This window comes from Nocardioides yefusunii (genome assembly GCF_004014875.1).
GTDB lineage: Bacteria > Actinomycetota > Actinomycetes > Propionibacteriales > Nocardioidaceae > Nocardioides > Nocardioides yefusunii.
The window spans coordinates 548,916-573,441 of the sequence record NZ_CP034929.1 but is presented as its reverse complement, the minus strand read 5'-3'; the positions used below and the strand labels follow the sequence as shown (position 1 = coordinate 573,441).

Annotated in this window: 22 protein-coding genes; 9 read left to right on the top strand and 13 right to left on the bottom strand. The window is 70.4% G+C overall.

The window, feature by feature from the left end:
* Positions 1–30: 30 nt before the first annotated feature.
* The 8 genes from EOV43_RS02490 to EOV43_RS02455 all read right to left on the bottom strand — a co-directional run bounded on the left by EOV43_RS02490 (position 31) and on the right by EOV43_RS02455 (position 9,481).
* Positions 31–1,056, bottom strand: coding sequence for a phosphotransferase family protein (locus tag EOV43_RS02490; RefSeq protein WP_128219531.1), 1,026 nt, complete (start codon positions 1,054–1,056; stop codon positions 31–33).
* The gene (locus EOV43_RS02485; protein WP_128219530.1) at positions 1,053–2,276 is read right to left on the bottom strand and encodes an acyl-CoA dehydrogenase family protein; all 1,224 of its coding nucleotides are present in this window, start codon (positions 2,274–2,276) and stop codon (positions 1,053–1,055) included. The genes EOV43_RS02490 and EOV43_RS02485 overlap by 4 nt, the downstream gene beginning before the upstream one ends.
* Entirely contained in the window at positions 2,273–3,427 is a 1,155-nt protein-coding gene (locus EOV43_RS02480; protein WP_128219529.1) for a thiolase family protein, read from the bottom strand. Before EOV43_RS02480 ends, EOV43_RS02485 begins: the two co-directional genes overlap by 4 nt.
* Positions 3,424–3,840, bottom strand: a complete 417-nt coding sequence (locus EOV43_RS02475) for a Zn-ribbon domain-containing OB-fold protein (RefSeq protein ID WP_128219528.1) — start codon at positions 3,838–3,840, stop codon at positions 3,424–3,426. Before EOV43_RS02475 ends, EOV43_RS02480 begins: the two co-directional genes overlap by 4 nt.
* 72 nt (positions 3,841–3,912) lie before the next feature.
* Positions 3,913–4,704, bottom strand: coding sequence for an enoyl-CoA hydratase/isomerase family protein (locus EOV43_RS02470; RefSeq protein ID WP_128219527.1), 792 nt, complete (start codon positions 4,702–4,704; stop codon positions 3,913–3,915).
* Between the two features lie 177 nt (positions 4,705–4,881).
* Positions 4,882–6,882: an oxidoreductase gene (locus EOV43_RS02465; protein ID WP_128219526.1), complete on the bottom strand. Its 2,001-nt coding sequence runs from the start codon at positions 6,880–6,882 to the stop codon at positions 4,882–4,884.
* Positions 6,882–7,733 carry an SDR family NAD(P)-dependent oxidoreductase gene (locus tag EOV43_RS02460; protein ID WP_128219525.1) on the bottom strand — a complete coding sequence of 284 codons (852 nt, stop codon included), beginning with the start codon at positions 7,731–7,733 and terminating at the stop codon, positions 6,882–6,884. Before EOV43_RS02460 ends, EOV43_RS02465 begins: the two co-directional genes overlap by 1 nt.
* Positions 7,730–9,481 carry an MFS transporter gene (locus EOV43_RS02455; protein ID WP_164878632.1) on the bottom strand — a complete coding sequence of 584 codons (1,752 nt, stop codon included), beginning with the start codon at positions 9,479–9,481 and terminating at the stop codon, positions 7,730–7,732. The genes EOV43_RS02460 and EOV43_RS02455 overlap by 4 nt, the downstream gene beginning before the upstream one ends.
* A 79-nt stretch (positions 9,482–9,560) precedes the next feature.
* On the opposite strand from EOV43_RS02455, the gene EOV43_RS02450 reads away from it, so the two are divergent.
* Positions 9,561–10,877 (top strand): FAD-dependent oxidoreductase, encoded by a 1,317-nt coding sequence (locus tag EOV43_RS02450; RefSeq protein ID WP_128219523.1) that lies wholly within the window; start codon positions 9,561–9,563, stop codon positions 10,875–10,877.
* A 108-nt stretch (positions 10,878–10,985) separates the two neighbouring features.
* Here EOV43_RS02450 and EOV43_RS02445 read toward each other — a convergent pair whose 3' ends face one another.
* Entirely contained in the window at positions 10,986–12,125 is a 1,140-nt protein-coding gene (locus tag EOV43_RS02445) for an acyl-CoA dehydrogenase family protein (RefSeq protein ID WP_128219522.1), read from the bottom strand.
* 119 nt (positions 12,126–12,244) lie between these two features.
* Here EOV43_RS02445 and EOV43_RS02440 point away from each other — a divergent pair, with 119 nt between their 5' ends.
* A complete protein-coding gene (locus EOV43_RS02440) occupies positions 12,245–12,616 on the top strand; it encodes a nuclear transport factor 2 family protein (protein WP_128219521.1) in 372 nt (123 codons plus the stop codon).
* A gap of 30 nt (positions 12,617–12,646) precedes the next feature.
* Positions 12,647–13,021, top strand: coding sequence for a hypothetical protein (locus tag EOV43_RS02435; RefSeq protein ID WP_128219520.1), 375 nt, complete (start codon positions 12,647–12,649; stop codon positions 13,019–13,021).
* A 25-nt stretch (positions 13,022–13,046) separates the two neighbouring features.
* Here the strand turns inward: EOV43_RS02435 and EOV43_RS02430 are convergent, their stop codons facing one another.
* Both EOV43_RS02430 and EOV43_RS02425 read right to left on the bottom strand, forming a co-directional pair.
* Positions 13,047–13,706, bottom strand: coding sequence for a nitroreductase (locus EOV43_RS02430; RefSeq protein WP_206611377.1), 660 nt, complete (start codon positions 13,704–13,706; stop codon positions 13,047–13,049).
* A gap of 35 nt (positions 13,707–13,741) precedes the next feature.
* On the bottom strand, positions 13,742–14,587 hold the full coding sequence (locus EOV43_RS02425; RefSeq protein WP_128219518.1) for a 3-hydroxybutyryl-CoA dehydrogenase: 846 nt from the start codon (positions 14,585–14,587) through the stop codon (positions 13,742–13,744).
* A gap of 123 nt (positions 14,588–14,710) precedes the next feature.
* On the opposite strand from EOV43_RS02425, the gene EOV43_RS02420 reads away from it, so the two are divergent.
* Positions 14,711–15,367: a TetR/AcrR family transcriptional regulator gene (locus tag EOV43_RS02420; protein ID WP_128219517.1), complete on the top strand. Its 657-nt coding sequence runs from the start codon at positions 14,711–14,713 to the stop codon at positions 15,365–15,367.
* An 82-nt stretch (positions 15,368–15,449) separates the two neighbouring features.
* Here EOV43_RS02420 and EOV43_RS02415 read toward each other — a convergent pair whose 3' ends face one another.
* Entirely contained in the window at positions 15,450–16,667 is a 1,218-nt protein-coding gene (locus tag EOV43_RS02415; protein ID WP_128219516.1) for an acetyl-CoA C-acetyltransferase, read from the bottom strand.
* A gap of 144 nt (positions 16,668–16,811) precedes the next feature.
* Between EOV43_RS02415 and EOV43_RS02410 the strand changes: the two genes are divergently transcribed.
* The 3 genes from EOV43_RS02410 to fabG are packed head-to-tail and all read left to right on the top strand — an operon-like array spanning position 16,812 to position 19,856.
* Positions 16,812–17,828, top strand: a complete 1,017-nt coding sequence (locus EOV43_RS02410; RefSeq protein WP_239022188.1) for a phosphotransferase family protein — start codon at positions 16,812–16,814, stop codon at positions 17,826–17,828.
* A gap of 29 nt (positions 17,829–17,857) precedes the next feature.
* The gene (locus EOV43_RS02405; RefSeq protein WP_128219515.1) at positions 17,858–19,063 is read left to right on the top strand and encodes an acyl-CoA dehydrogenase family protein; all 1,206 of its coding nucleotides are present in this window, start codon (positions 17,858–17,860) and stop codon (positions 19,061–19,063) included.
* Between the two features lie 40 nt (positions 19,064–19,103).
* A complete protein-coding gene (fabG, locus tag EOV43_RS02400; RefSeq protein ID WP_128219514.1) occupies positions 19,104–19,856 on the top strand; it encodes a 3-oxoacyl-ACP reductase FabG in 753 nt (250 codons plus the stop codon).
* A gap of 63 nt (positions 19,857–19,919) precedes the next feature.
* On the opposite strand, the gene EOV43_RS02395 is transcribed toward fabG, so the two are convergent.
* Positions 19,920–20,528 (bottom strand): rhomboid family intramembrane serine protease, encoded by a 609-nt coding sequence (locus EOV43_RS02395; RefSeq protein ID WP_128219513.1) that lies wholly within the window; start codon positions 20,526–20,528, stop codon positions 19,920–19,922.
* A 90-nt stretch (positions 20,529–20,618) separates the two neighbouring features.
* On the opposite strand from EOV43_RS02395, the gene EOV43_RS02390 reads away from it, so the two are divergent.
* Positions 20,619–21,140: a MarR family winged helix-turn-helix transcriptional regulator gene (locus EOV43_RS02390; RefSeq protein WP_128219512.1), complete on the top strand. Its 522-nt coding sequence runs from the start codon at positions 20,619–20,621 to the stop codon at positions 21,138–21,140.
* 136 nt (positions 21,141–21,276) lie between these two features.
* Positions 21,277–24,507 carry a fused isobutyryl-CoA mutase/GTPase IcmF gene (gene icmF, locus EOV43_RS02385; protein WP_128219511.1) on the top strand — a complete coding sequence of 1,077 codons (3,231 nt, stop codon included), beginning with the start codon at positions 21,277–21,279 and terminating at the stop codon, positions 24,505–24,507.
* Positions 24,508–24,526 lie beyond the last annotated feature (19 nt).

Below are 24,526 nucleotides of genomic sequence, written 5' to 3'. Positions count from 1 at the left end.
GGTGTCCTCTCGGGTCCTGCAGGGGTGGAGTCAGGCGAGTCGCTCGAGGCCGGTGGTGATCAGGCGCTCGATGGTGGCGGGAAGTTGTTCCTGGGCGGGGTTGTGGTGACGGCCCTCGCGGTGACGTCGGAGGTTGTGTCCCATGATCGCGGCCATCTTGAAGCGCCCCAGGGCGTCGAACCAGGTCAGGTCGCCCAGCTCGGGGCCGTCGCCGCGGTAGAGCTCGACGAGCTCGGCGGGCGTCGGCAGGCCGGGCACCTCGCGGCCCACGCCGGGGAAGTTGCTGCCGTCGGCGAAGACCATGAACCAGCCGAGCTCGACGCGCGGGTCTCCGGGGCTCCAGATCTCCCAATCGATGATCGCGGCGGGCTCGGTGCCGGCCGAGAGGATGTTGCCCAGGCGGTAGTCGCCGTGCACCAGCACCGGCTCGATCGCCTCGGGGACCGACGCCTCCAGACGACGCTGCAGCTCGTCGGCACCGGTGACCAGCTCGGGCGGGACGGCACCCATGGTGCGCACCCAACGGGCCAGCTCGTCGGCCGGCGAGAGCGGCTCGGAGTCGATCGGCAGGTCGGCCAGCGGGACCGCGTGCAGGAGCGGCAGCACCTGCGCTGCACGACGCATCCGGGCCGCGGCGAGGGTGGGCTCGACGGCCGGGTCGTCCAGGACGGGCTCGAGCGACTCACCGGCGACCAGGTCCATGGCGAACCAGGACTGGACCTCGGTGGAGTCGGAGTCGTGGCTGGCGCGCACGGTCGGGACCGGGACGCCGGTCCCCTCCAGCGCCTGCAGGATCTTGGCCTGGCGGAGCATGTCGTGGCGGCCCACCGAGCGCTGCCCGAGCGGAACGGCCTTCACCACGAACGAGTTCTCGCCCATGCTGACGCGGTAGGTGAGGCCGGAGTGGCCTCCGAGCATCGGCACGAGCTCGGTGGCCGTGCCCTCGAACCCGGCTTGGCGCAGGCCGAGGTGGACCGACGCGGTCAGGTCGGCCAGGCCGGGGGTGGCCGGCGTGGTTCCGGCTGCGGTGGTGTCAGCGGTGGTGGCGGTGCTCATCGGGGCTCCCGGGGCAGGCCGAGCACGCGCTCGGAGAGGATGTTGTGCTGGATCTCGTCGGTGCCGCCGGCGATCCGGTAGCCCGGAGCGCCCAGGACGTGCTCGGTCCAGGCGAAACGTCCCCACTCGCCGGAGTCGACGGTCAGGTCGGCGCCGAGCAGGGCACGGGCGACCTCAGAGGTGCGGGCCATGGTGTCGGTGGCCAGCAGCTTGCCGACGCTGGCCTCGGGACCGGGCTCGCCGCCGGCGGCCACGGCCGCCAGGACGCGCATGCCGGCCAGACGCTGGACGTAGCTGCGGGTGACCAGGTCGGCGACCTTGTCCTTCTCCAGGTCGGTGAGCTCGCGACCGATGTTGCGGGCCAGGTCGACGGCCGCGTCCGCGTTCTCCAACCCGAGGGTGCCCGAGTCGAGGCGCTCGGAGGCGAGGACGGTCAGGGCGACCTTCCAGCCCTGGCCCTCGGGGCCGAGGCGGTAGGCGTCGTCCAGGACGACGTCGTCGAGGTAGACCTCGTTGAACGAGGAGCCACCGGTCATCTGACGGATCGGACGGATCTCCACACCGGGAGCGTCCATCGGGACCAGGAAGACGGTGAGACCGGCGTGCTTGGCCGAGGTCGGGTCGGTGCGGGTGACGGCGATGCCGATGTCGGCGACGGGGGCTCCCGAGGTCCAGACCTTGTGGCCGTTGAGGCGCCAGCGGACGCCCTCTCCGGTCTCCTCCTTGACCGCCTTGGTGCGCACGGCGGCGAGGTCGGAGCCGGCCTCGGTCTCGGAGAAGAGCTGGCAGGCGATCAGGTCGGTGCGCAGCATGGCGGCGACGTAGCGGTCACGCTGCTCCTCGCTCCCCCACTGGGCGACGGTCGGCGCGACCAGCTGCTGGGTCACGGGGAACATCTCGGTCCGCTTCGGGACGTCGTAGCCGGCCTCGGCCTGACGGAAGGCCAGTAGGTGCTGGACCGGCAGGTTCGAACCGCCGTAGCGGGCGTCCCAGGTGATCGCGGTGAAGCCGGCGTCGAACTTGGCCTGCTCGTAGGCGCGGATCCGGTCGGTCTCCTCGCGCTCCTGCTCGGGCGTCCAGTTCTCGAAGACGGCGACGGCGTCGGAGCCCTCGCCCCAGGTGCGGGTGGTGCGCGGTGCGGCGACGCTGGCGAGCCAGGTGTGGGCGCGCTGGACGAACTCCTCCAGGCTGACGCCGGCGTGGGTGACGGGGGTGCTCATCGGCGGGCTCCCAGGACGGTGCAGGCGCTGATGCCGGGGGCGCCGTAGACGTGGGTGAATCCCAGCCGGGGCCCGTCGGGGACCTGACGCGCGCCGGCCTCGCCGCGCAGCTGGGTGACGATCTCGTGGACCTGGCGCAGGCCTGAGGCACCGATCGGTTCACCGTTGGCGATGCAGCCGCCGTCGGTGTTGACCGGCAACTGGCCGGTGATCTCGGTCAGTCCCTCGTGGATCCACTTCTCCTGCTCGCCGTGCTCGACGAAGCCGCACTCGGCCATGTGCATGATCTCGGCACCCGCCTCGGTGTCCTGCAGCTGGGCGACGTCGATGTCGGACGGGGAGACACCGGCGGCCTCGAAGGCGGCGGTGGCTGCCTGGGTGGAGACCGAGGTGGGTGTACCCAGACCCTGGATGGCCGGGCTGAAGACCTCGAAGGTGCCGAACTTGCGGGTCGCGTTGGCGACCGAGAGCAGCTCGACGGGACGTCCGCCGAGGCGCTTCACCACGTTCTCGGAGGCCAGGATGATGGCTGCGCCGCCCTCACCGGGCGAGCAGAACATGTACTGGGTCAGCGGGTCGTTGACCATCTTCGAGCCGGAGATCTCGGCCTCGCTCAGCGCCTGCTGGCGCCAGGCGTTGGGGCTGATCGAGCCGTTGCGGAACGCCTTGGCGGCGACCTTGGCCAGGGTCGGCTCGGAGATGTCGTGCTCACGCATGTAGCGGGCGATCTTGATCGCGAAGAACTGGGTGGTGACCATCAGGCCGGCCTCGCCGTAGCCCGAGGGCAGGCCCCAGTCCTCGGGACGCGGGTCGAAGGCACCCGGGGGGTGCTTGTCGAACCCGACGGCCAGAGCGATCTCGGCAGCACCGGAGCGGATGGCGTTGACCGCCTGCACCAACGCGCTGCCGCCGGTGGCGCAGCCGTTCTTGACGTTGGTGAACGGGATGCCGGTCAGGCCCAGGTCGGCGACCAGGGTGTCGGCCAGGCCGGAGCCGTCCGAGCCGCCGTAGGCGACCTGGACGTCGGCCCAGGTGATGCCGGCGTCGTCGAGGGCGTTGTGGATGGCGGTCACGGCCATCTGGCGCCCGGTGATGCCGGGCTGGCGACCGAACTTCGAGAGTCCGGCGCCGATGATGCTGACGCGGGTCATCGTGCGGACTCCTCGGTCGGCGTGGTGGGAACGGTGGCGAAGCGGGGCACGGGCAGGGTGGCCACGAGCTCGACCTCGGTCCCGGCCAACGCGTGCGGATCAGGGTCGGGGCCGCAGTCGATGACTGCCTCGACCCGGACGCCGTCGGGGAGTTCGACGTACCCCACGGCGAAGGGCGTGAAGCCCTCCGCCGGGGGGACGTACGGAGGAGACTTCGGAGCGAACCTCTGGACCGTGGCGGCCCAGACGACACCCGAGGTGGCGAGCGGGAGAGGCTCGCAGTCGCCGGCCGAGCACCTGTGACAGCGCACGGCCGTAGGGAACGCGACATTTCCGCAGGTGGCGCACCTGCTTCCGACGAGGACCAACGGGTCCTGCAGCGTGTCGGTCGAGCGGGCGGGTCGAGTGCTCATTCCATCTCCTCGGTGACTCCTCCAGTGGTGCTGCTGACGCACGCCCCGATGGGGACGGGGCGGCTCAGTGGTTCAGCGACCGATCCAGACGGGCTCACGCTTCTCGAGGAAGGCCTGGACGCCCTCCTTGCCGTCGGCGGACTGCAGCGAGTTGCCCACGGCGAAGTGCTCCATGATCATGAGCGACTTGATGTCGGCGTCGAGGCCCTGGTTCACGGCCATCTTGGTCAGCTTCATCATGAAGGGGGACTTGTTGGTCAGGTCACCGATGAAGTTCTCGACGGTCTCGTCGAGCTTGTCGGCCGGAGCCGAGTCGTTGATCAGACCGAACTCGTGGGCCTCGTGGCCGGAGAGCAGCTTGCCGGTGAGCATGAGCTCCTTGGTCTTGCGCAGACCGAGCATGCGGGGCAGGCGGTAGATCGGGCCGGCGCCACCGAAGAGGGCGCGGTTGATGTGGAAGTCGCCGATCTTGGCGTCGTCCGAGGCGATGGCGAAGTCGCAGGAGATCATGAGCTCGAAGCCACCGGCGGTCACGTAGCCCTCGAGGACGGCGACGGACGGCTTGTTCATCGAGTACAGGCGGTCACAGACCTGGGCCGACAGGACGCCGACGTCCATGGCGTTCGAGGTGCCGATGAAGTCGCCCAGCAGCTCGTTGAGGTCGAAGCCGGAGCAGAACTGGTTGTTGACGCCGCGCAGGACGAGGACGCGCAACTCGGGGTCGGTCTCGACCTCCTTGATGATCTCGTCGAGGCGGTGGAGCAGCTCGACGGTGACGGCGTTCTTCACGTGCGGGCGGTTGAGCCACACGCGAGCAACGGGGCCGTCCTTCTCGAGCAGGATGTGGTCAGTCTCGATGGCCATGATGTGCGTCCTTTCAGAACCGAACTGGATTCAGTTCGAAGTATGCCCTGCATCACACGACCCTCGTCAAGGTCAAACTGAACTTATTTCAAATCAATTTGTTTGCTCCTGCCCCGACCTGCGAGAACGACGCAGGGGCCGCGGGACCCATCGGTCCCGCGGCCCCTGCCGTCGTGATCAGATCTCCGCGCCCAGGCGGTACCCCTCCGCGATCGCGTGCGAGATGCGACGTGGCGTCACGCAGTCACCGATCGAGGTGACCACCGCGCCGAACTCGGCGTCGGGCGCGAACGGCCCGGTCCCGAACGGCAGCACCGCGACGCGCGGCACGTGGTGCACCAGCAACGCGTCGGCGACCTCGAGGTCCACTCCCCCGAACACCGGACGCAGCAGCAGTGGCACCCCCGCCTCGTCAGGACGCACGACGGTGTGGGCGACGTGGAGCGCCACCCCGGCCTCCCCCAGCCGAGCCAGCAACAGGGCCGCACTCTCGGCCGGGATCCGGGTCGCCAGACCACCCAGAGTCGTCGCGAAGTCGACCTGCCAGCCCTGTCGCACGAGCGCCTCGACGGCACTGTAGGCCGGCCAGAACCCGTCCCCGTCGTCGAGGACGACCGCGCGGCGTGACCCCGTCTCCGGCTGGCGACCGAGCAGGACGTCGTCCACCGTCGCCTGCGCGCCCGACCACTCCGGCAGCGGAGCCGGACGCGAGCCCGTGGCGAGCACCACGTGGTCGGCCATCGAACGGATCTCGGCGAAGTCGTCGGCGTCGATCGGCGAGCCGAGGTTCACCTCCACCTTGAGCCGCTTCGTCTCGCGCTCGAGATGGTCGACGACGTCGATCATGGTCGCGCGGTGCGGCGAGGCAGCGGCGACCCTGACCGTTCCGCCGAGCGCGGGCGAGGCCTCGAAGAGCGTGACCTGGTGCCCACGCTGGGCGGCCACCCGGGCAGTCTCGAGTCCGGCAGGTCCACCGCCGATGACGAAGACGCTCTTCGGCTCGGCCACCTTCACTCCGTAGTTGGTGTGGCGACCGCGGCCGACCTCGGCGTTCACCGCGCAGTGCAGGTGCGGGTCGAAGGCGCGGCAGTCCTGGTTGATGCCCAGACAGCCGCGCACCTCGCCCAGCCGCGCCGTGCGCGACTTCTCCGGAAGCTCAGGGTCGGCGATCAAGGCCCGGGCCATGCCGACCAGGTCGGCGTGACCGGCCCGGACGACGTTGTCGGCAGTCGCCACGTCGCGGATCCGCTGGCCGACAATGACCGGCTTGCCGGTGGCGGCGCGTACCCGGGCCGCGGACGGTACCGCGACGGCGTCGGGGTTCGAGGCGTCCTTGACGTACTTGCCCCGGGTGCCGTGGGTGATCGAGAAGTAGTCGACCCGGTCGGCCAGGTGCTGCGCGATCCGGACACAGTCGGTGATGTCCATGCCGCCGGGAATCTCCTCCTCACCACTGAGCCGGACCCCCAGCGCGAACCCGTCAGGGATCACGCTGCGCATCGCGTCCACGATCTCGTCGACGAACCGCATCCGGTTCTCGAACGAGCCGCCGTAGGCGTCGGTGCGCTGGTTGGTCAACGGCGACATGAACTGGGCCGGGAGGTAGCCGTGGGCCGCGTGGATCTCCACGCCGTCGGCGCCTGCCTTGACCAGGTTCTGCGTCGAGACGCGCCAGCCGGCGACGATGTCGGCGATCTCGGGGGCAGTCAGCTCGTGCGGCGGGTAGGCGTCGCGCGGGGTCTTGATCGCGGACGGCGCCACCGGCGGCGAGTCGGACTCACCGCCGATGAACTCGCGTCCCAGATGGACCAGCTGACCGATGAACTTCGCGCCGTGCCGGTGGATCACCGCGGCCTTGGCAGCCGCCTTCGGCACGAACTCGTCGATGTAGGCCTCGACCAGTTTGCGCGAGCGGAGCGTCGTGGTCGGGTGGACGACGGTCGCGCCGCCGATCACCAGGCCGACGCCACCGGCAGCGAGCCGTTCGAAGTGCTCGGTGTCGCCGTCGGTGGGAACGCCCTCGTGTGCGAGCGACGTGCCGGCCGGCAGCGCCACCAGTCGGTTGCGCAGCGTGAGCGGGCCGAGCTGGAACGGCGAGAAGGCGTGCGGGAACTCGGGGTGCTCGCCGCCGGGCAGCGCGGACCCGTCCGGGAGCCGGAGGTCGTCGAGACCGGCCATCAGACCGTGAACCTTCCGCCGTTGGAGAGCAGCACCGCCCCGACCACGTTCGCCGACGCCGGCGAGGCCAGGTAGCAGATGTTGTCGGCCAACTGCTCGGGCGTCGCGTAGCCGATGGCGCCCGAGGCCTCCATCGCTGCACGGACCGAAGCGGGCGTCCGGGCCGCCATCGCGGTGTCGACCGGGCCGGGGGCGACGGTGTTCACGCGGATGCCGAACGGGATGACCTCCTTGGCCACGGCCTGGGAGACCGCGTGCACGCCGGCCTTGGAGGCGGCGTAGTGCGGGTAGCCGACGAGGGTGTCGAAGGCGGCCGAGGAACCGACGGTGACGATCGCACCCGAGCCCTGCGGCTTCATCCGACGCACGGCTGCGCGCAGGATGTGGAAGGTGCCGTCCAGGTTGATCGAGAGCACCCGGCGCCAGCCCTCGTCGGAGAGCTGGGTGAGCACGTCGACCGGCTCCCCCTTCTCCATGGCCGCCAGCATCCTGGCCTTGGACTCGGCGTCGTCGACCCCGGCAGCGTGCACCACGACGTCGACCCGTCCCGACTCCGCCACGACGGCGCCGAAGGCGGCCTCGACGGCGTCAGGGTCGGAGACGTCCACGACGTGTGCGGAGCCGCCGACCTGCTCGGCGACCGCGAAGGCGTTGGCCTCCACGACGTCGACCACGTGCACGCGCGCGGCGCCCTCGGCCGCGAGCTGGCGGGCCACGGCGGCGCCGATGCCGGAGCCGGCACCGGTGACCAGGGCGACCTGGCCGGCGAAGCGCTGGGCAGCGCCGGTCTGGTGGGCGCCAGCGTTCTCGGCTCCGGCGGTCTCGTTTCCAGCGGTCTGGGCGGGACTCATTCACGTCCTCCTTCGTCAGGGGTCGGGACAGCGCCCGGCCGGTGGGGGGTGGTGCCCTGCCCGGAGTCCGCGCGGCGCGCAGGACGGGCAGGAGGTTCGGGGGTGCTCGCCGACGAGGACACGAACGGACCCTCGACCCGGTCGGCGAGCAGGTGGACCGCGGTACGCAGACGCATCTCGGGGACCGTGAGTCTCTCCGTCTCCTGCGCGAAGAGCTCGACCGGGTCGACCAGCACGTAGTTCTCGACCCAGGGGGATGCGGCGTGCGCTCCGCCTGCAGGCTCATGGAGACGCCACCTCGTCGCTCCGGTACGCAGCCGTGAGAGTCGGAGCGGCTCCATCGCACGGACGAAGTCGTCGGAACGCCCGGGGAGGACGGAGTAGTGGTGAGTGACCTCGATCGGACCGGGCTCCAGGTCGGACAGCGAGGTGAGCAGGCCGTGGGTGGCGTCGTCGGCCTCGACCAGGACAGGTTCGATGCCTTCGGCGGACGCCAGCCCGAGCCGGAGCAGCACGACGATCGAGGCGCACATCGCGACCGCCGCAGCGACCAGAGCAGCGGGCAGGCCGACCAGGTCGGCGACGACGCCCCAGGCGAAGGAGCCGATCGCCTGGGTGCCCTGGAAGAGGAAGAGCAGCAGTGCGATCACCCGAGGACGGACCCACTCGGGCAGCGCCTGCTGGGCGAGCGTCATCCACGTGCTCTGGACGCCGACCCAGGCCACTCCGCCCAGGACCAGCACCCCACCGACGACGGCCGGGACGGTCACCAGCCCCATCACCAGCAGCGTGAGCGCGTAGAGGCCCGACCCCAGTGCCGCGAAGACGGGCACGCTGAGGCGACCTCGCAACGGCGGCAGCACGAAGGTGGCGACGACCGCGCCGGAGCCGACCAGTGCCATCACCACCCCGAAGCCGGTGGAGCCCAGGCCTAGGCGGTCGTGCACCACCAGGGAGACGAGGGCCCACAGGGCGCTGGCGGGGAGGCCGAAGCAGACCATCCGGGTCAGCAGCCGACGGGTCCAGGGTGAGTGACGGGTGAACCGCAGCCCGCCCAGCATCTCGCCGACGATCGGGCGCCGCGGGCCGCGGGCACTGGGGTGGCGCACCTCGACGACCAGCAGGACGAGGGTGCACGCGCCGAAGAGCAGGGAGACGGCCACGAAGGTGCCACTGACCCCGACCCAGCCGAGGCCGACGCCGGCCAGCAGCGGTCCGACCGCGCGCGCGACGTTGTAGGCGGACCCGTCGACCACCGAGGCCGAACCCATGAGGTGCCGGCCCACGACGTCAGGGATCATCGCCTGCCAGGTGACGCCGGTGACCACCAGCGCGGCACCGACGACCAGGACGGTGCCGACCATCGCCGTCCAGTGCAGGTCGCCGGCCGCACCGAGCGCAGCACCGACCAGAGCGGCCAGGACGGAGGCGGCGGTGGAGGCGATCAGCAGTCGTCCGCGCGGGGCGAAGCCGACCCAGGCACCCACCGGCAGCGAGAGCAACAGGAACGGCAGGGCAAGGGAAGCCGGCGCCAGGGAGACGACGGCGGCGCTCTCACCACGCTCGGTCAGGGTCCACTGGACAGTGACGACGTGGGCCCAGACCGCGATCGCATTCACGAGCTGCACCGTCATCAGGAGCGCGAAGAGCCGCACCCTCAGGGCATCCAGGGCGCTGGGGGCATGCAGGGCGCTGGTGGCATCGGGGGCGCTGGTGGCGGACCCCGGCCGTGTCGCTCGGTCACGCATGGATCCTCCATCCCTAGACTTACTGAAGTGAGTTCGGTTTACTGTAACCCCAATCACACCCCGAAGGGAGTCCCCCCACATGGACCAGCTCGACCTCCTCGTCATCGGGGCCGGCATGGCCGGCCTCACCGCGGCCACCAAGGCCGCCCGTGACGGACTTCGCGTCACCGTGGTCGAGATCGGTGAGGACGTCGGCGGCTCAGCTCGCTTCGCCGGCTACGCCTGGACCGCACCCACCCGCGAGGTGATGGACGAGGTCAACCCCGGCGGCGGCGAGGCACTGCGCCACAAGATCGTCGACGACTTCGCAGCCGGCATCGACTTCATCCGCTCGGTCGGGGTCGAGGCGATGCCAGCGCAGCGGATCCTCAGCTTCGGCCAGGGACACGGCTTCGACACCAACCAGTACGTCGACACCTGCCGCAAGCTGGTCACCGAGGCGGGCGGCGAGGTGCTCGTGCGCACCCGCACCGAGGAACTGCTGCTCACCGACGGTCGCGTCGTCGGCGCCCGCGTCACGACCCCCGAGGGCGAGCGCGAGCTGCGTGCCCGCTGGACCCTGCTGGCCACCGGCGGTTTCCAGGCCGACGCCGACCTGGTCCGCGAGCACGTCGGCGCCCTGGGCGACCGCATGCAGCTGCGCTCCAACCCGCACAGCGCCGGCGCCGGCCACCGCCTCGCCACCGCAGCGGGCGCGGCCACCGGCGGCGAGAACGCTGGTTTCTACGGCCACCTCGTGCCGTCGGGCGTTCCGTTCGCCGACCCGTCGGACTTCGTCGACCTCTCGCTCTACTACTCCGAGCACGCACTGCTCTTCAACCTCGACAACGAGCGGTTCACCGACGAGACCCTCGGCGACCACCTGACCACAATGGAGTTGCTCGACCAGCCCGAGGCCCGCGGCCTGCTCGTCGCCGACGCCCGCGTGCACCGCGACTGGATCGTCGCCTCCTACGTCGAGGGCGCCGTGGCACTGGACAAGTACGCCGTGGCGAACCGTCGGGGCGGCCGGGTCGGCATGGCCGAGTCGCTGGACGAGCTCGAGTACCTGCCCGAGGAATGGGGCTACGACGGCGCCAAGATCGCCGCGGCGATCGAGCAGTACAACGCCGACACCAAGGCCGGCACCGTCACGCCCGGGCGCGAACTCGACCCGGCCCCGCTGGACGAGGGCCCCTGGTACGTCATCGAGTGCGAGCCGGCGATCACGTTCCCCTTCCACGGCGTACTGATCGACACCGCAGCGCGCGCCCTCTCGGCCGACGGCACCCCGGTGCCCGGCCTGCTCTGCGCCGGCTCGGACTCCGGTGGCGTCTACCACCGCGGCTACGCCGGCGGACTCGCCAATGCCCTGGTCTACGGTCTGACCGCCGCAGCCACCGCCGCCGGCGACTGACACCCACCTCGACCAACGGCAACGGCCCCACTCCTTCGAGTGGGGCCGTTGCCGTTGCCGTTGTCGTTGCCCTTGTCACTGGCCGAGGGCGTCGCGTCGACGTCCGACTCAGACCTCGACGAGTGCGGCCACGCGCGCACGACCTCGGGCGGAGCCGCCCCCCAGTCCTTCGTCACCCAGAGCGCGGCGCACGTAGTAGTGGGCGCGGTGCTCCCAGGTGAAGCCGATGCCGCCGTGGAGTTGGACGGCCTCGTGGGCAGTCCGGACGAAGGCGTCCTGGCAGACGACGGCGGCCACCTCGACAGCCAGCTCGACGTCGTCGGGCACCTCGTCGTCCTCCATCGCCTGCTCCAGCACGGCGGCGGCGTAGCGCGAGGCGGACAGGGCGCGCTCGCGGTCGACGAGGACGTCGGCGAGACGGTGCTTGACCGCTTGGAACGATCCGATCGGGCGGGAGAACTGCTCACGCTGGGTGACGTACTCGACCACCAGGTCCAACAGGTGCGAGACGGCGCCGGACTGCTCCGAGGCGACGGCGACCTTGCGCAGCAGGCCCAGGCGGCGTGCCACCGATCCCGCGCGTCCGGACCCGACGAGCACCCGAGCCTCCACCCCCTCGAGTTCGACGTCGGCCTGCCTGCGGGTCAGGTCCACGACGGTGCGCGGCACCACGGTGACACCGGCAGCCGCAAGGTCCACCAGGGCGATCACGTGCTCCCCCTCGACGTCGACCGCGGTCACGAGGTGCTGCGCGAGCGCTCCGTGGACGACGCGCTCCACGCGGCCCGTGACCCGCACCGCCCCGTCACCACTCAACGTCGCCACCGGGACGCACGGCGTGTCGAGATCAGCCACGGTCACCACGACGGAGCCGGCCACGGTCGCAGCGAGGAGGTCGCGGTCCACCTCGTCAGCGAGGGTGAGCGCGCGGACCCCCAGGACGGCCGAGCTGAGCACCGGGTCGGGCAGCAACGCGGCCCCCACCTCCTCGAGCAGGACGGCGAGCTCCGGCAGCCCGAAGCCACTGCCGCCCCACTGCTCGGACAGGGCGAGGCCACCGATCTCGAGCTCTTCGTTGAGGCGCTTCCACAGCGCGACGTCATGCCCGGCAGCGGTGTCGGCCGCCGCGCGGACGGTCTCGCGGTCGGCGTACTTGGTCAACACCTGTCGCACGACGGTACGCAGCTCGTCGTGTTCCTCCACGGGGGTCAGCACGGTGGGATCGGCCTGCGGCCAGGGGTGGGTCATGCGGGTCCTCCTCGGGAAGAAATCTCCTGGACTGAACTCAATTCAGCAACAGTACGACGCGCCACTCGCTGGCGGCAATGCTCTGGACACTCCCCTTCAAGTGAATTAGGTTCAGCCGCATGTCCGACTTCGTCACCCGCCTCGAGCGCTACTACGCAACGATCGACTCCGGCGACCTGGACGGCGGCGTCGCCCTGCTCGCTCCCGACGTCCGGTTCGCGATCCTGCTGCCCGGCACCCCCGTGCGGGGCGAGAGCCGCGACGGCGTGAAGGCCTACCTCGAAGGACGCCCCGCCGGCGTCCGTCGGGTGCACGTCCCGCAGCACCGCAGCACCGACGGCGACCTCGAGTTCGTCTACGGCGCCGTGGTCGAGAACGACGAGCGCACCACCGGCCACTTCCTGGCCAGCGCCCGGATCGGCGCCGACGGCCTGATCCGCGGCTACCAGGTCGCCTTCGACCCGGACCTGGGCCTCACGGCCCTCGACTGACCCTCCCTCCCCGAGACAGAGAGCCCCGAGATGACTGCCTCCGCCACCCCCTTCATGGTGAAGTGGTTCGAGATCATGGACTCGACCACCCCCGAGCGCGTGCTCGACATGATCACCGACGACTTCCAGATCTCGATCCTCTTCGCCACTGCCGACGGCGCAGCGGAGTTCAAGGGCGACCGTGCAGGCTTGGAGACCTACCTGGCCCAGCGCGAGGTGAGCGTCCTGGTGCACCACGTGACGCACGGCCACAAGGTCGGCGACACCGAGGTGCTGCTGGGCGAGACCCGCCGCGACGGCGCCTTCGAGGCGTCGTTCAACACCTCGACGCAGATCGACCCCGCCTCCGGCAAGGCCCGTCGGATGCTGATCTGCCGCACCCCGAGCGTCTCCTTCAGCGACTGAACCGCGCACGCGTGGACGGCGGCAGTCACCTGACGTGACGCGTGACCGCCTCCGTCCACGGCGCCCGCGCGGTGCGGAAGTCGTTGATCCGCGCCTCGGAGTCAGGGTGCCCGAAGGCAAGACCACAGACGAGGAGCCGGTCGTCCTCCAGCCCCAGGTGGCTGCGCACCACGTCGGAGTACATTGCCAACGACCCGAGCGCGCAGGTGCCGAGCCCGGCGTCGCCGAGCAGGAGCATCAGCGTCGCGAGGTACCCGCCGCAGTCGAGGACCCCGTAACTGCCGAGGTCGGCGTCCACCGTCAGGACAGCCAGGTGCGGGGCACCGAAGAAGTCGAAGTTGCGCAGCATCTGCGCGCCGCGGGCCGCGTGGTCCTCACGGGCGATGCCGAGGTGGGCGTACATCTGGCGCCCGGCCTCGCGTCGCCGGTCGGCGTGGACGCCGGTGTAGGTGGGCAGACCGAGGTCGGCACGCTGCGGCTGGGTGGCGACGTGCTCACCGAGGACCTTCGCGAACGACGCCAACGCCTCTCCGCTCAACAGGTGCACCTGCCAGGGCTGGGTGTTGCACCAGGACGGCGCCTTCTGGGCCCGGGCGAACGCGGCGTCGATGACGGCGTCGTCCACCGGGTCGGGCCGAAATGCACGACAGCTGGCACGCTCGTCGACGAGTCGAGTGATCTCCACGTCGAGGAGTGTGCCAGCCGTCGGGCCGACCGGGGTCAGTTGTAGGTGTAGAAACCGCGACCGGTCTTGCGACCGAGCAGGCCGGCCTCGACCATGCGGTTGAGGAGCGGCGGGGCAGCGAACAGCGGCTCCTTGAACTCCTCGTAGAGGGACTCCGCGACGGCCTTGGTGGTGTCGAGACCGATGAGGTCGGCCAGGGCGAGCGGACCCTGCGGGTGCGCGGCGCCGAGCACGAGGCCCTTGTCGATGTCCTCGGGCGAGGCGAAGCCGGACTCGACCATGCGGATGCCCGACAGCACGAACGGGATCAGGAGCGCGTTGACGACGAAGCCGGCGCGGTCCTTGCAGTCAATGGCCTCCTTGCCGAGGGTGCCCTCGACGAAGGTGCGGGCGATCTCGGTGACGGCCGGGTCGGTGACGATCGACGGCACGAGCTCGACGAGCTTGAGCACGGGCACCGGGTTGAAGAAGTGGATGCCGATGACGCGCTCGGGGCGCGAGGTGACGACGCCGAGCTTCATGATCGGGATCGAGGAGGTGTTGGACGCGAGAATGGCGTCCGGGGAGGCGACGATGCGGTCGAGGTCACGGAAGAGCTGGGTCTTGATCTCCTCGTCCTCGATGATGGCCTCGATGACGAGGTCACGGTCGTGGAGCTGCTCGAGGTCGGTCACGAAGCGGATGCCCTCGAGGACGGCCGCGGCGGACTCGATCTTGCCCTTGGACTCGGCGCGCTCCAGGGACTTGGTCATGCGACCCTTGGCGGCCTCGGCGGACGCCTCGGTCGACTCGACGACAATGACGTCCAGACCGGCGCGTGCACAGACCTCTGCAATGCCCGAACCCATCAAGCCGCCACCGACGACTCCTACCTTCTGCATCCTCTTGCCTCTCGCTCAGGGAACTCAGTACCGTCGTACACGGTACTCAGTACCGTACGGTAACCAAAGCACGGGATCCGAAAAGCACGTAATCTCCTCTTGATTCCCCGACCGGAAGGCATCATGTCGACCCGCGACCGCATCGTCGAAGCCGCGTTCTCCCTCTTCGAGGAGCAGGGGTTCGAGGCGACCACCGTCGAGGACGTCGCCGAACGCGCCGGCGTCGGACGCACCACGTTCTTCCGCCACTTCCGGGCCAAGGAGGACGCCGTCCTGCCCGACCACGAGCTCGTGGTCGCCGCCGTCGACGCCCGCCTGGCCCAGGACGACGCCCTCGCCACCCGTGTCGCCGCCGCCGCCCGACTCGTCCTGGAGCACTACCTCGAGGAGGGCGAACGGGCCCGCGTCCGGTACCGCCTGAGCACGTCGGTGCCCGCCATCCGTCGCAGCGAGGCCGCCGGACAGCGCGCCTACCAGCGCACGTTCAAGACCGCGATCAAGGCCGAGCTCGGCTCCGCGGTCGAGGCCCGCCTGGAGGCCGAGCTGGTGGCCAACGCCGTCATCACCGCCCACAACTTCGTGCTGCGCCGCTGGCTGCGCGGCGAGACCGAGGACCCGTTCACCGAGTTCGACGCCGCGATGGTGCGCGCCACCCAGCCGCTGCACCCCGAGCGCCTGGCCACCCACCACCCCGACGCGCACGCGGTCGAGGCCGCTCGACGAGCACTGCCGGTGCTCGAGGAGCTGCTCCCGGCCCTCCGCCGCCTCAGCGACCACTGACGACGAAGGGGCCACGGGCCGGGGACATCCACCCCGGGCCCGCGGCCCCTGTCACGCCCTCCCCCGCAGGGAGGTCGCGGAATCAGGAGAGGCGCTCGAGCACCATCGCCATGCCCTGCCCGCCGCCGACGCACATCGTCATCAGGCCGCGCTCCTTGTCGTCCCAGCGCAGGGCGTTGATGAGGGTGCTCGTCATACGAGCACCGGTCATGCCGAACGGGTGCCCCACCGCGATGGCCCCACCGTGGACGTTGACCTTGTCCTCGTCGATGCCGAGCTGACGCATCGAGGGGATGACCTGGGCAGCGAACGCCTCATTGAGCTCGAACAGGTCGATGTCTCCGACCCCCATGCCGGCGAGCGCCAGGGCTCGGCGCGACGCCTCGACCGGGCCCAGGCCCATGATCTCGGGCGAGAGACCGCTGACGCCGGTGGAGACGATGCGGGCCAGCGGCTGGATGCCGAGCTCGGCGGCTCGGCGGTCACTCATCACCACGAGTGCCGCGGCGCCGTCGTTGAGGGCACAGCAGTTGCCGGCCGTCACGGTGCCGTCGGGGCGGAACGCCGGCTGCATCTCGGCGAGACGCTCGACCGTGGTGCCCGCGCGCGGGCCGTCGTCGGCCGAGACCACGGTGCCGTCGGGCAGGGTGACCGGGGTGATGTCGGAGGCCCAGAAACCCGAGGCGATGGAGGCCTCGGCGCGGTTCTGGCTGCGGGCCGCGAACGCGTCCTGCTCCGCACGCGTGACGCCGGTGATCCGGGCGACGTTCTCGGCGGTGAAACCCATCCCCTGGTAGTAGTCGGGCAGTCCACCCTCGAGGACCGGGTCACTCCAGTCGGCTCCGCTCGCGACGAGGGCGCGGCTGCGTTCGGCGGCCGCGGCGAAGAGGGGGTTCTTCGACTCCTCGGGCGCGTCGGCGAGCCCGTTGAAGTAGCGGCTGACCATCTCCACGCCTGCCGAGACGAAGACGTCCCCCTCCCCCGCCTTGATCGCGTGCAGCGCCATGCGGGTGGTCTGCAGGCTGGAGGAGCAGTAGCGATTGACGGTCACGCCGGGGGTCTCGTGCAGGCCCGCGAGGATCGAGACGGCGCGGGCCATGTTGTGGCCGTGCTCGCCGGCAGGCTGGGCGCAGCCGAGCATCAGGTCGTCGACCATCGCGGCCTCGACCTGGGGCACCGCAGCGAGTGCTTCGCGGACCATCGTGGCGGCCAGGTCGTCGGGGCGGAGGTCCTTGAGGGACCCCTTCATCGCACGACCGATGGGCGATCGGGCAGTCGAGACAATCACGGCTTCAGGCATGGAATCTCCTCGTCGGGTCAGGGGGGGGCGCAGGCACCGTGCCCGGTGCGTTCCCGCGTGGAGACGACGTTCGGAATCTCTGGACCAGCACCCCGGGACGACCTACAGTAGCCGCTGTAATGAATTCAGTTCAGGAGATGAGACGTGCCGAAGACCGCCCCCGCCCCTGTTGACGTGATCGCCTCGGCCGTTGCCGCCGCCACCGGCGACAACCGCTGGAACTCCCTGGACATGAACCTCGTGACCGGCGGGAAGTCCAACCTCACCTACTTCCTCGAGAGCGCCGCCGGCACCCTGGTGCTGCGCCGCCCACCGACGGGCGACCTGCTGCCCAGCGCCCACGACATGCTGCGCGAGGCCCGCGTCCAGTCCGCCCTGGCCGCCAGCGACGTCCCGGTCCCCCGGATCGTCCTCGTCGACTCCGGAGACCTCCTCGGGGTGCCCTGCTACGTCATGGAACGCGTCGCGGGCCACGTCGTGCGCGACCACCTGCCCGTGGGCTGGGCCGACGACGCCGAGAGCCGACGTGCAGTGGCGTTCGGCTTCGTGGACACCCTCGCCGACCTGCACGCCGTCGACCACGAGGCCGTGGGACTGGGCGACTACGGACGCCCCTCCGGCTTCGCCACGCGTCAGGTCCGCCGCTGGACCGGCCAGTGGGAGGCCAGCCGCAGCCAGGACGTCCCGGAGATCGACCTGCTGGCCCAGCGCCTCGCGGAGTCGGTGCCGGTCCAGCAGCGCTCGACCCTCGTCCACGGCGACTACCGCCTCGACAACGTCGTCCTCGACGCCTCCACCCCCGGCACGATCAACGCCGTCCTGGACTGGGAGCTCTCCACCCTCGGGGACCCGATGACCGACGTCGCCCTGCTGGACCTGTTCTGGAACGGCCCCGCGGACCGTCCGCTCAGCCTGATCCCCGGCGTCTCCCACCTGCCCGGCTTCCCGAGCCGCGAGGAGATGCTGCAGCGCTACTCCGCACGCTCGGGCGCCGCACTGGACGACCTCGACTGGTACCGCGCCTTCGCCCACTTCAAGTTCGCCGTCATCACCCAGGGGGTCTCGGCCCGTTCCCGTGCCGGCGACATGGCCGGACAGGACTTCGGTGACCTCGACGCCGAGGTGCTGCACCTGGGCCGGACCGGCCTCGCCCTCCTCTGACCCCTCCCACCGAGCCCGAAAGCGACACCATGGACTTCTCCCTGTCACCCCGTGCCACCGAGACCGCCGAGAACATGTGGGACTTCATGCGTTCCCACGTCTTCCCCGCCGAGCCCGTCTGGGACGAGCACCTGCGCACCCACGGCGACCACGCCCACCCCCCGGTGATGGAGGACCTCAAGGCCGAGGCCCGCAGGCGTGGCCTGTGGAACCTCTTCCACCACAAGTACTCCGGCATGAGCAACGTCGAGTACGCCACCATCGCCGAGATCACCGGGTGGTCGCCGGTGATCGCACCCGAGGCGATCAACTGCCAGGCCCCCGACACCGGCAACATGGAGACCCTCGAGCTCTTCGCCACCCCCGAGCAGCGCGAGCGCTGGCTCGAACCCCTGCTGGACGGACGGATCCGCTCCGCGTTCGCGATGACCGAGCCCGAGGTCGCCTCCTCCGACGCCACCAACATCACCACCACGATCCGTCGTGAGGGCGACGAGTACGTGATCAACGGCCGCAAGTGGTGGATCACCGGCGTGGCCGACGAGCGCTGCGAGATCTTCATCGTGATGGGCAAGACCGACCCTGAGGCCGACACCCACCGTCAGCAGTCGATGGTGCTCGTCCCCCGTGACACCCCCGGCCTGGAGATCGTGCGCTCGCTGCCGATCTTCGGCTACCAGGACCAGCACGGCCACTGCGAGCTCGTCTTCCGCGACGTGCGCGTCCCGGTGAGCAACCTGCTCGCCGGCGAGGGCGACGGCTTCGTGATCTCCCAGGCCCGCCTGGGCCCGGGCCGCATCCACCACGCCATGCGCGCCATCGGCATGGCCGAGCGCGCCCTGGCCCTGATGGTCGACCGCGCCACGTCGCGCGTGGCCTTCGGTCAGCCCCTCTCGGAGTTCTCCAACGTGCAGGACGCCATCGCCCAGTCGCGCATCGACATCGACCAGGCCCGCCTGCACGTGCTCGACGCCGCCTGGAAGATCGACCAGTTCGGCGCCAAGGGCGCCCGCAGCGAGATCTCCGCCATCAAGGTCTCGGCCCCGGCCATGGCGACCACGGTCATCGACCGTGCGATCGAGCTCTTCGGTGCCATGGGGGTCTGCGACGACACCCCGCTGGCCTACTTCTACGCGTGGGCCCGGGTGCTGCGGATCGTGGACGGCCCCGACGCCGTGCACCGTCGCACCGTCGCACGCCTCGAGATGCGCAAGACCCCGCCCTACGTGGGCTGACCGCCCTTCCCCACCTGCTGACTTCACCGAGGAGAACCCCATGAGCAAGCCCGTCGCCGTCGTCACCGGCGCAGCCCGCGGCATCGGTGCCGCCATCGCCCAGCGCCTCGCCGCCGAGGGCCACCCCGTCGCCGTCCTCGACCTCGACGCCACCGCCGGAGCCGAGGTGGTCGCCGCGATCACGGCAGCCGGCGGCACCGCGGCGGCCTACGGCGTCGACGTCTCCGACGAGGCCGCGGTCGAGTCCGGCGTCGCCCGGATCACCGAGGAGCTCGGCCCTGTCGGCGTCCTGGTCAACAACGCCGGCATCCTGCGCGACAACCTGCTCTTCAAGATGTCGGTCTCCGACTGGGACCAGGTCATGGGCGTGCACCTGCGCGGCGCCTTCCTGATGTCGCGCGCCTGCCAGGCGTCCATGACCACGTCCGGCTGGGGACGCATCGTCAACCTCTCCAGCGCCTCCGCGCTGGGCAACCGCGGGCAGGCCAACTACTCCGCCGCCAAGGCCGGTCTGCAGGGATTCACCCGCACCCTGGCCCTGGAGCTCGGCAAGTTCGGGGTGACGGTCAACGCGATCGCCCCGGGCTTCATCGAGACCGAGATGACGGTGGCCACCGCCGAGCGCATGGGCACCGACTTCGCCGACCTCAAGGCCGCCGCGTCGAAGACGATCCCGGTCGGTCGCATCGGTGCCCCCGACGACGTGGCCCACGCGGTCGCGTACTTCGTCAGCGAGGGTGCCGGCTTCGCGACCGGCCAGACGCTCTACCTGACCGGCGGCCCCGGCATCTGAGCCCTCGGCACACACCGACCCACCGGGCGGTCGCGGCAGTGCGCGGCCGCCCGGTGTCGAGTCTCAGCCCCGCAGCGCAGGTGCCTCGCGGCGGTCCAGCATCCACGCCGCGACCACTCCGCCGACGGCGCCGAACAGGTGGGCCTGCCACGAGACGCCCACCTGGGTGGGGAGCACGCCCCACAGCAGGGACCCGTACACCAGGAAGACCAGCACGCCGACGGCGATCTGTTTCAGGTCGCGCGCGAACCACCCGCGCACCAGCAGGTAGGCCAGCAGCCCGAACACGACGCCCGAGGCGCCGATGTGGACGGTGCCCGCGCCGCCGACGACCCAGGTGCCCAGCCCCGAGACCACCATCACGGTGATCATCACCTGCAGCCATCGACCCACGCCGGAGAGCAGCACCAGGAATCCGAGCACCAGCAGCGGACCGGTGTTGGAGAGCAGGTGGGCCCAGCTGCCGTGCAGGAACGGCGCGAGCAGGACGCCGACCAGACCGTCGGGATCGAGCGGACGGATGCCGTCGTCGTCGAGCTGGTTGCCGGAGAGCACGTCGAGGAGTTCGACGAGCCACAGCAACGCCACGAACCCGCCGCTCCACGCAGCGGCGGTGATCCATCGCGACCGTTGCTGACGACGCGGCGAGGGGAACGGGGTGACCTGGGCCATGGAGCGAGGATACGGAGCCGCTCCTCACTGGCGCGCGGGCCGCGACCGAGAAAAGCATGGACGTCCACGCAGATGCGTTAGCCTGCACGCGTGCCCAGCCCCAGCCGCGACGAACGCGACCCGATCCGCGACGCCCGCGAGCAGTGGATCCGGCACGGGTGGTCCGAGGCCGCCGACGGCATGGCCATGGTCACGTCGCTGGTGAGGGCCCAGCAGTTGCTCATGGAGCAGATCGACGCGGTCCTGCGCCCCCTGGGGCTCACCTTCGCGCGCTACGAGGTCCTGCAGGTGCTCTTCTTCACGCGAGCCAACTCCATGGCCATGACTCGCCTGGGTTCGTTGCTCCAGGTGCACCCGACCAGCGTCACGAGCGCCGTCGACCGCCTGGTGAAGCAGGGGTTCGTCGAGCGCCTGCGCGACCCCGACGACGGCCGCGTGGTGCTGGCCGCGATCACCGACGCCGGCCGCGAGGTGCTCACCCGCGCCACGGCCGGCCTTAACGGTTCGGTCTTCGAGCAGCCGGGCCTGGCCCCGGACGCCGTCGCGCGCCTGACCGGACTGCTGGGCGAGCTGCGCACCGCGCACGGCGACCACGTGGTCACCGGCCACTGACCCTCCTCCTGCGAGCCTCCCCGCGGGGCCGACACTGCGTCGTCGCAAGAAAAAGGTTGGACTTCCTAGCAATATTTACTTGGGCGTCCTAATATCCAATTCCTTGGATGTCCCAGTAATCGCCAGAAGGTCTTCGATGTCTGATCTGCACACGCCCACGCACCCCATCCGCCTCGTCACCGCCTCGGCGCTGTTCGACGGGCACGACGCCTCGATCAACATCATGCGGCGCATCTTCCAGAGCCAGGGCGCAGAGGTGATCCACCTCGGCCACAACCGCTCGGTGCAGGAGGTCGTCGACGCCGCCCTCGAGGAGGACGTCCAGGGCATCGCCGTCTCGTCCTACCAGGGCGGCCACGTGGAGTACTTCGAGTACCTGGTGGAGAAGCTGCGCGAAGCCGGAGCCGGCCACGTCAAGGTGGTGGGCGGCGGTGGCGGCGTCATCGTCCCCTCGGAGATCGAGCGCCTGCGTGCCTCCGGCGTCACCATCTTCTCCCCCGAGGACGGCCAGCGCCTCGGCCTGGCCGGCATGATCAACTCCGTCGTCGCGGACTGCGACTTCGACCCGTGGGCGATCTCCCGCCCCACCGTCGAAGCAGTGACCTCCGGCGACCGCCTCGCCGTGGCCCGCACCATCACCGGCGCCGAGGCCGGTCGCCTCGACGCCGACGACCTGGCAGCGCTGCGCGCAGCCGCCGAGGCGTCCCCCGCCCCGGTCCTGGGCATCACCGGCACCGGCGGTTCGGGCAAGTCCTCGCTCACCGACGAACTGGTGCGCCGGTTCCGCGTCGACCAGGGCGACAGCCTGCGCATCGCCGTGATCGCCGTCGACCCCACCCGCCGCAAGGGCGGCGGAGCCCTGCTGGGTGACCGCATCCGTGCCAACGCCCTCGACGGCGACAAGATCTTCTTCCGCTCGCTGGCGACCCGAGGCGCCCACGAGGTCCCCGAGCACCTCGCCGACGTGATCGCGGTGACCAAGGCCGCCGGGTTCGACCTCGTGATCGTCGAGACCCCCGGCATCGGCCAGGGCGACGCCGCCATCGTCCCGTTCGTCGACACCTCCCTGTACGTGATGACGCCCGAGTTCGGTGCCGCGTCGCAGCTGGAGAAGATCGACATGCTCGACTTCGCCGACGTCGTGGCGATCAACAAGTTCGAGCGCCGCGGTGCCGCCGACGCCCTGCGCGACGTGGCCCGCCAGATGATCCGCAACCGCGAGGCGTTCAGCTCCACTCCCGAGCAGATGCCCGCCTTCGGCACCAGTGCCGCCACCTTCAACGACGACGGCGTCACCGCCCTCTACCAGCACCTGCGCGACCTGCTCGCCACCCGCGGCCTCCGCACCAGCACCGGCTCCCTGCCCCGCGTCGACGTGCGTCACTCCTCGGGCATCCGTCAGGTCGTGCCCAGTGAGCGCGTCCGCTACCTGGCCGAGATCGCCGAGACCGTCCGCAGCTACCACCGCTGCACGGTCGAGTACGCCGAGGCAGCCCGACGCACCCAGCGCCTCGACATCGTCGCCGGTGAACTCGTCGAGGCGAACGAGGACGCAGCCGGTGTCCGCACCCTGCTCGAGCAGGCGCGCAAGGAACTGCCGCACGAGGTCGCGGACCAGATCTCGGCCTGGCCGGCCGTCGTGGAGTCCTACTCCGGCGACGAGCAGGTGGTGAAGGTGCGCGACAAGGAGATCGTCACCCGCCTCACCAAGGAGTCCCTGTCGGGCAACAAGATCCCGCGCGTCGCCCTGCCCAAGTACACCGACCACGGCGAGCTGGTCACCTTCTGGCGCAAGGAGAACCTGCCCGGCTTCTTCCCGTTCACCGCCGGCGTCTTCCCCTTCAAGCGCGACGGCGAGGACCCGGCCCGCATGTTCGCCGGCGAGGGCGACCCGGCCCGCACCAACCGCCGGTTCAAGATGCTCTCCTCCGAGGGCGAGGCGACCCGCCTGTCCACCGCCTTCGACTCGGTGACCCTCTACGGCCGCGACCCCGACCTGCGCCCCGACGTCTACGGCAAGGTCGGCACCTCCGGTGTCTCGGTGGCCACCCTGCAGGACATGAAGGATCTCTACGACGGCTTCGACCTGGTGCACCCGTCCACGTCGGTCTCGATGACGATCAACGGCCCGGCACCCACCGTGCTCGCCTTCTTCCTCAACACCGCGATCGACCAGCAGGTCGACCGCTTCCGGGCCAGCGAGGGCCGCGAGCCCACCGGAGCGGAGTTCGACGAACTGCGCGCCTTCGCGCTCGCCAACGTGCGCGGCACCGTCCAGGCCGACATCCTCAAGGAGGACCAGGGCCAGAACACCTGCCTGTTCTCCACCGAGTTCAGCCTGCGGATGATGGCCGACATCCAGGAGTGGTTCATCCAGAACCAGGTCCGCAACTTCTACTCGGTCTCGATCTCCGGCTACCACATCGCCGAGGCCGGGGCGAACCCGATCAGCCAGCTCGCCTTCACCCTGGCCAACGGCTTCACCTACGTCGAGGCCTACCTGGCCCGCGGCATGGACGTCGACGACTTCGCGCCCAACCTCTCCTTCTTCTTCTCCAACGGCATGGACCCCGAGTACTCGGTGCTGGGCCGCGTCGCGCGCCGCATCTGGGCCGTCACCATGAAGGAGAAGTACGGGGCGAGCGAGCGCTCCCAGAAGCTGAAGTACCACGTGCAGACCTCGGGTCGTTCGCTGCACGCCCAGGAGATGGACTTCAACGACATCCGCACCACCCTGCAGGCCCTGATCGCGATCTACGACAACGCCAACTCACTGCACACCAACGCCTACGACGAGGCCGTCACCACTCCGACCGAGGAGTCGGTGCGTCGCGCCCTGGCGATCCAGATGATCATCAACCGCGAGTGGGGCCTGGCGATGAACGAGAACCCCAACCAGGGCTCGTTCGTCATCGACGAACTCACCGACCTCGTCGAGGCGGCCGTGCTGCTCGAGTTCGACCGCATCAGCGAGCGCGGCGGCGTCCTCGGCGCGATGGAGACCGGCTACCAGCGCGGCCGCATCCAGGACGAGTCGATGCTCTACGAGCACCGCAAGCACGACGGGACGCTGCCGATCATCGGCGTCAACACCTTCCTCGACCCGCACGCCGACGAGGCCGAGCCGATGGAGATCGAGCTGGCGCGCGCCACCGAGGAGGAGAAGTCCTCCCAGCTGAGCCGGGTCCGCACCTGGCAGGCCAAGCACTCCACCGAGGCCGAGGTGGCACTGGCGCGACTGAAGGAAGCCGCCGTCTCCGGCGACAACGTCTTCTCGGTGCTGATGGACGCCGCGCGCGTGTGCTCGCTGCAGCAGGTCACCGAAGCCTTCTTCGAGGTCGGCGGCCAGTACCGCCGCAACGTCTGAACCGTCGGCAGAGGGATCC

Bases quoted from the DNA above. Each gene is read 5' to 3' on its own strand.
- EOV43_RS02405 (WP_128219515.1), top strand. From the start codon at position 17,858: ATGGACTTCTCCCTGTCACCCCGTGCCACCGAGACCGCCGAGAACATG.
- EOV43_RS02445 (WP_128219522.1), bottom strand. From the start codon at position 12,125: ATGACCCACCCCTGGCCGCAGGCCGATCCCACCGTGCTGACCCCCGTG.
- EOV43_RS02455 (WP_164878632.1), bottom strand. From the start codon at position 9,481: ATGCGTGACCGAGCGACACGGCCGGGGTCCGCCACCAGCGCCCCCGAT.
- EOV43_RS02480 (WP_128219529.1), bottom strand. From the start codon at position 3,427: ATGACCCGCGTCAGCATCATCGGCGCCGGACTCTCGAAGTTCGGTCGC.
- EOV43_RS02435 (WP_128219520.1), top strand. From the start codon at position 12,647: ATGACTGCCTCCGCCACCCCCTTCATGGTGAAGTGGTTCGAGATCATG.
- icmF (WP_128219511.1), top strand. From the start codon at position 21,277: ATGTCTGATCTGCACACGCCCACGCACCCCATCCGCCTCGTCACCGCC.
- EOV43_RS02415 (WP_128219516.1), bottom strand. From the start codon at position 16,667: ATGCCTGAAGCCGTGATTGTCTCGACTGCCCGATCGCCCATCGGTCGT.
- EOV43_RS02450 (WP_128219523.1), top strand. From the start codon at position 9,561: ATGGACCAGCTCGACCTCCTCGTCATCGGGGCCGGCATGGCCGGCCTC.
- EOV43_RS02420 (WP_128219517.1), top strand. From the start codon at position 14,711: ATGTCGACCCGCGACCGCATCGTCGAAGCCGCGTTCTCCCTCTTCGAG.
- EOV43_RS02395 (WP_128219513.1), bottom strand. From the start codon at position 20,528: ATGGCCCAGGTCACCCCGTTCCCCTCGCCGCGTCGTCAGCAACGGTCG.
- EOV43_RS02440 (WP_128219521.1), top strand. From the start codon at position 12,245: ATGTCCGACTTCGTCACCCGCCTCGAGCGCTACTACGCAACGATCGAC.
- EOV43_RS02470 (WP_128219527.1), bottom strand. From the start codon at position 4,704: ATGGCCATCGAGACTGACCACATCCTGCTCGAGAAGGACGGCCCCGTT.
- EOV43_RS02425 (WP_128219518.1), bottom strand. From the start codon at position 14,587: ATGCAGAAGGTAGGAGTCGTCGGTGGCGGCTTGATGGGTTCGGGCATT.
- EOV43_RS02475 (WP_128219528.1), bottom strand. From the start codon at position 3,840: ATGAGCACTCGACCCGCCCGCTCGACCGACACGCTGCAGGACCCGTTG.
- EOV43_RS02465 (WP_128219526.1), bottom strand. From the start codon at position 6,882: ATGGCCGGTCTCGACGACCTCCGGCTCCCGGACGGGTCCGCGCTGCCC.
- EOV43_RS02460 (WP_128219525.1), bottom strand. From the start codon at position 7,733: ATGAGTCCCGCCCAGACCGCTGGAAACGAGACCGCCGGAGCCGAGAAC.
- EOV43_RS02485 (WP_128219530.1), bottom strand. From the start codon at position 2,276: ATGAGCACCCCCGTCACCCACGCCGGCGTCAGCCTGGAGGAGTTCGTC.
- fabG (WP_128219514.1), top strand. From the start codon at position 19,104: ATGAGCAAGCCCGTCGCCGTCGTCACCGGCGCAGCCCGCGGCATCGGT.
- EOV43_RS02490 (WP_128219531.1), bottom strand. From the start codon at position 1,056: ATGAGCACCGCCACCACCGCTGACACCACCGCAGCCGGAACCACGCCG.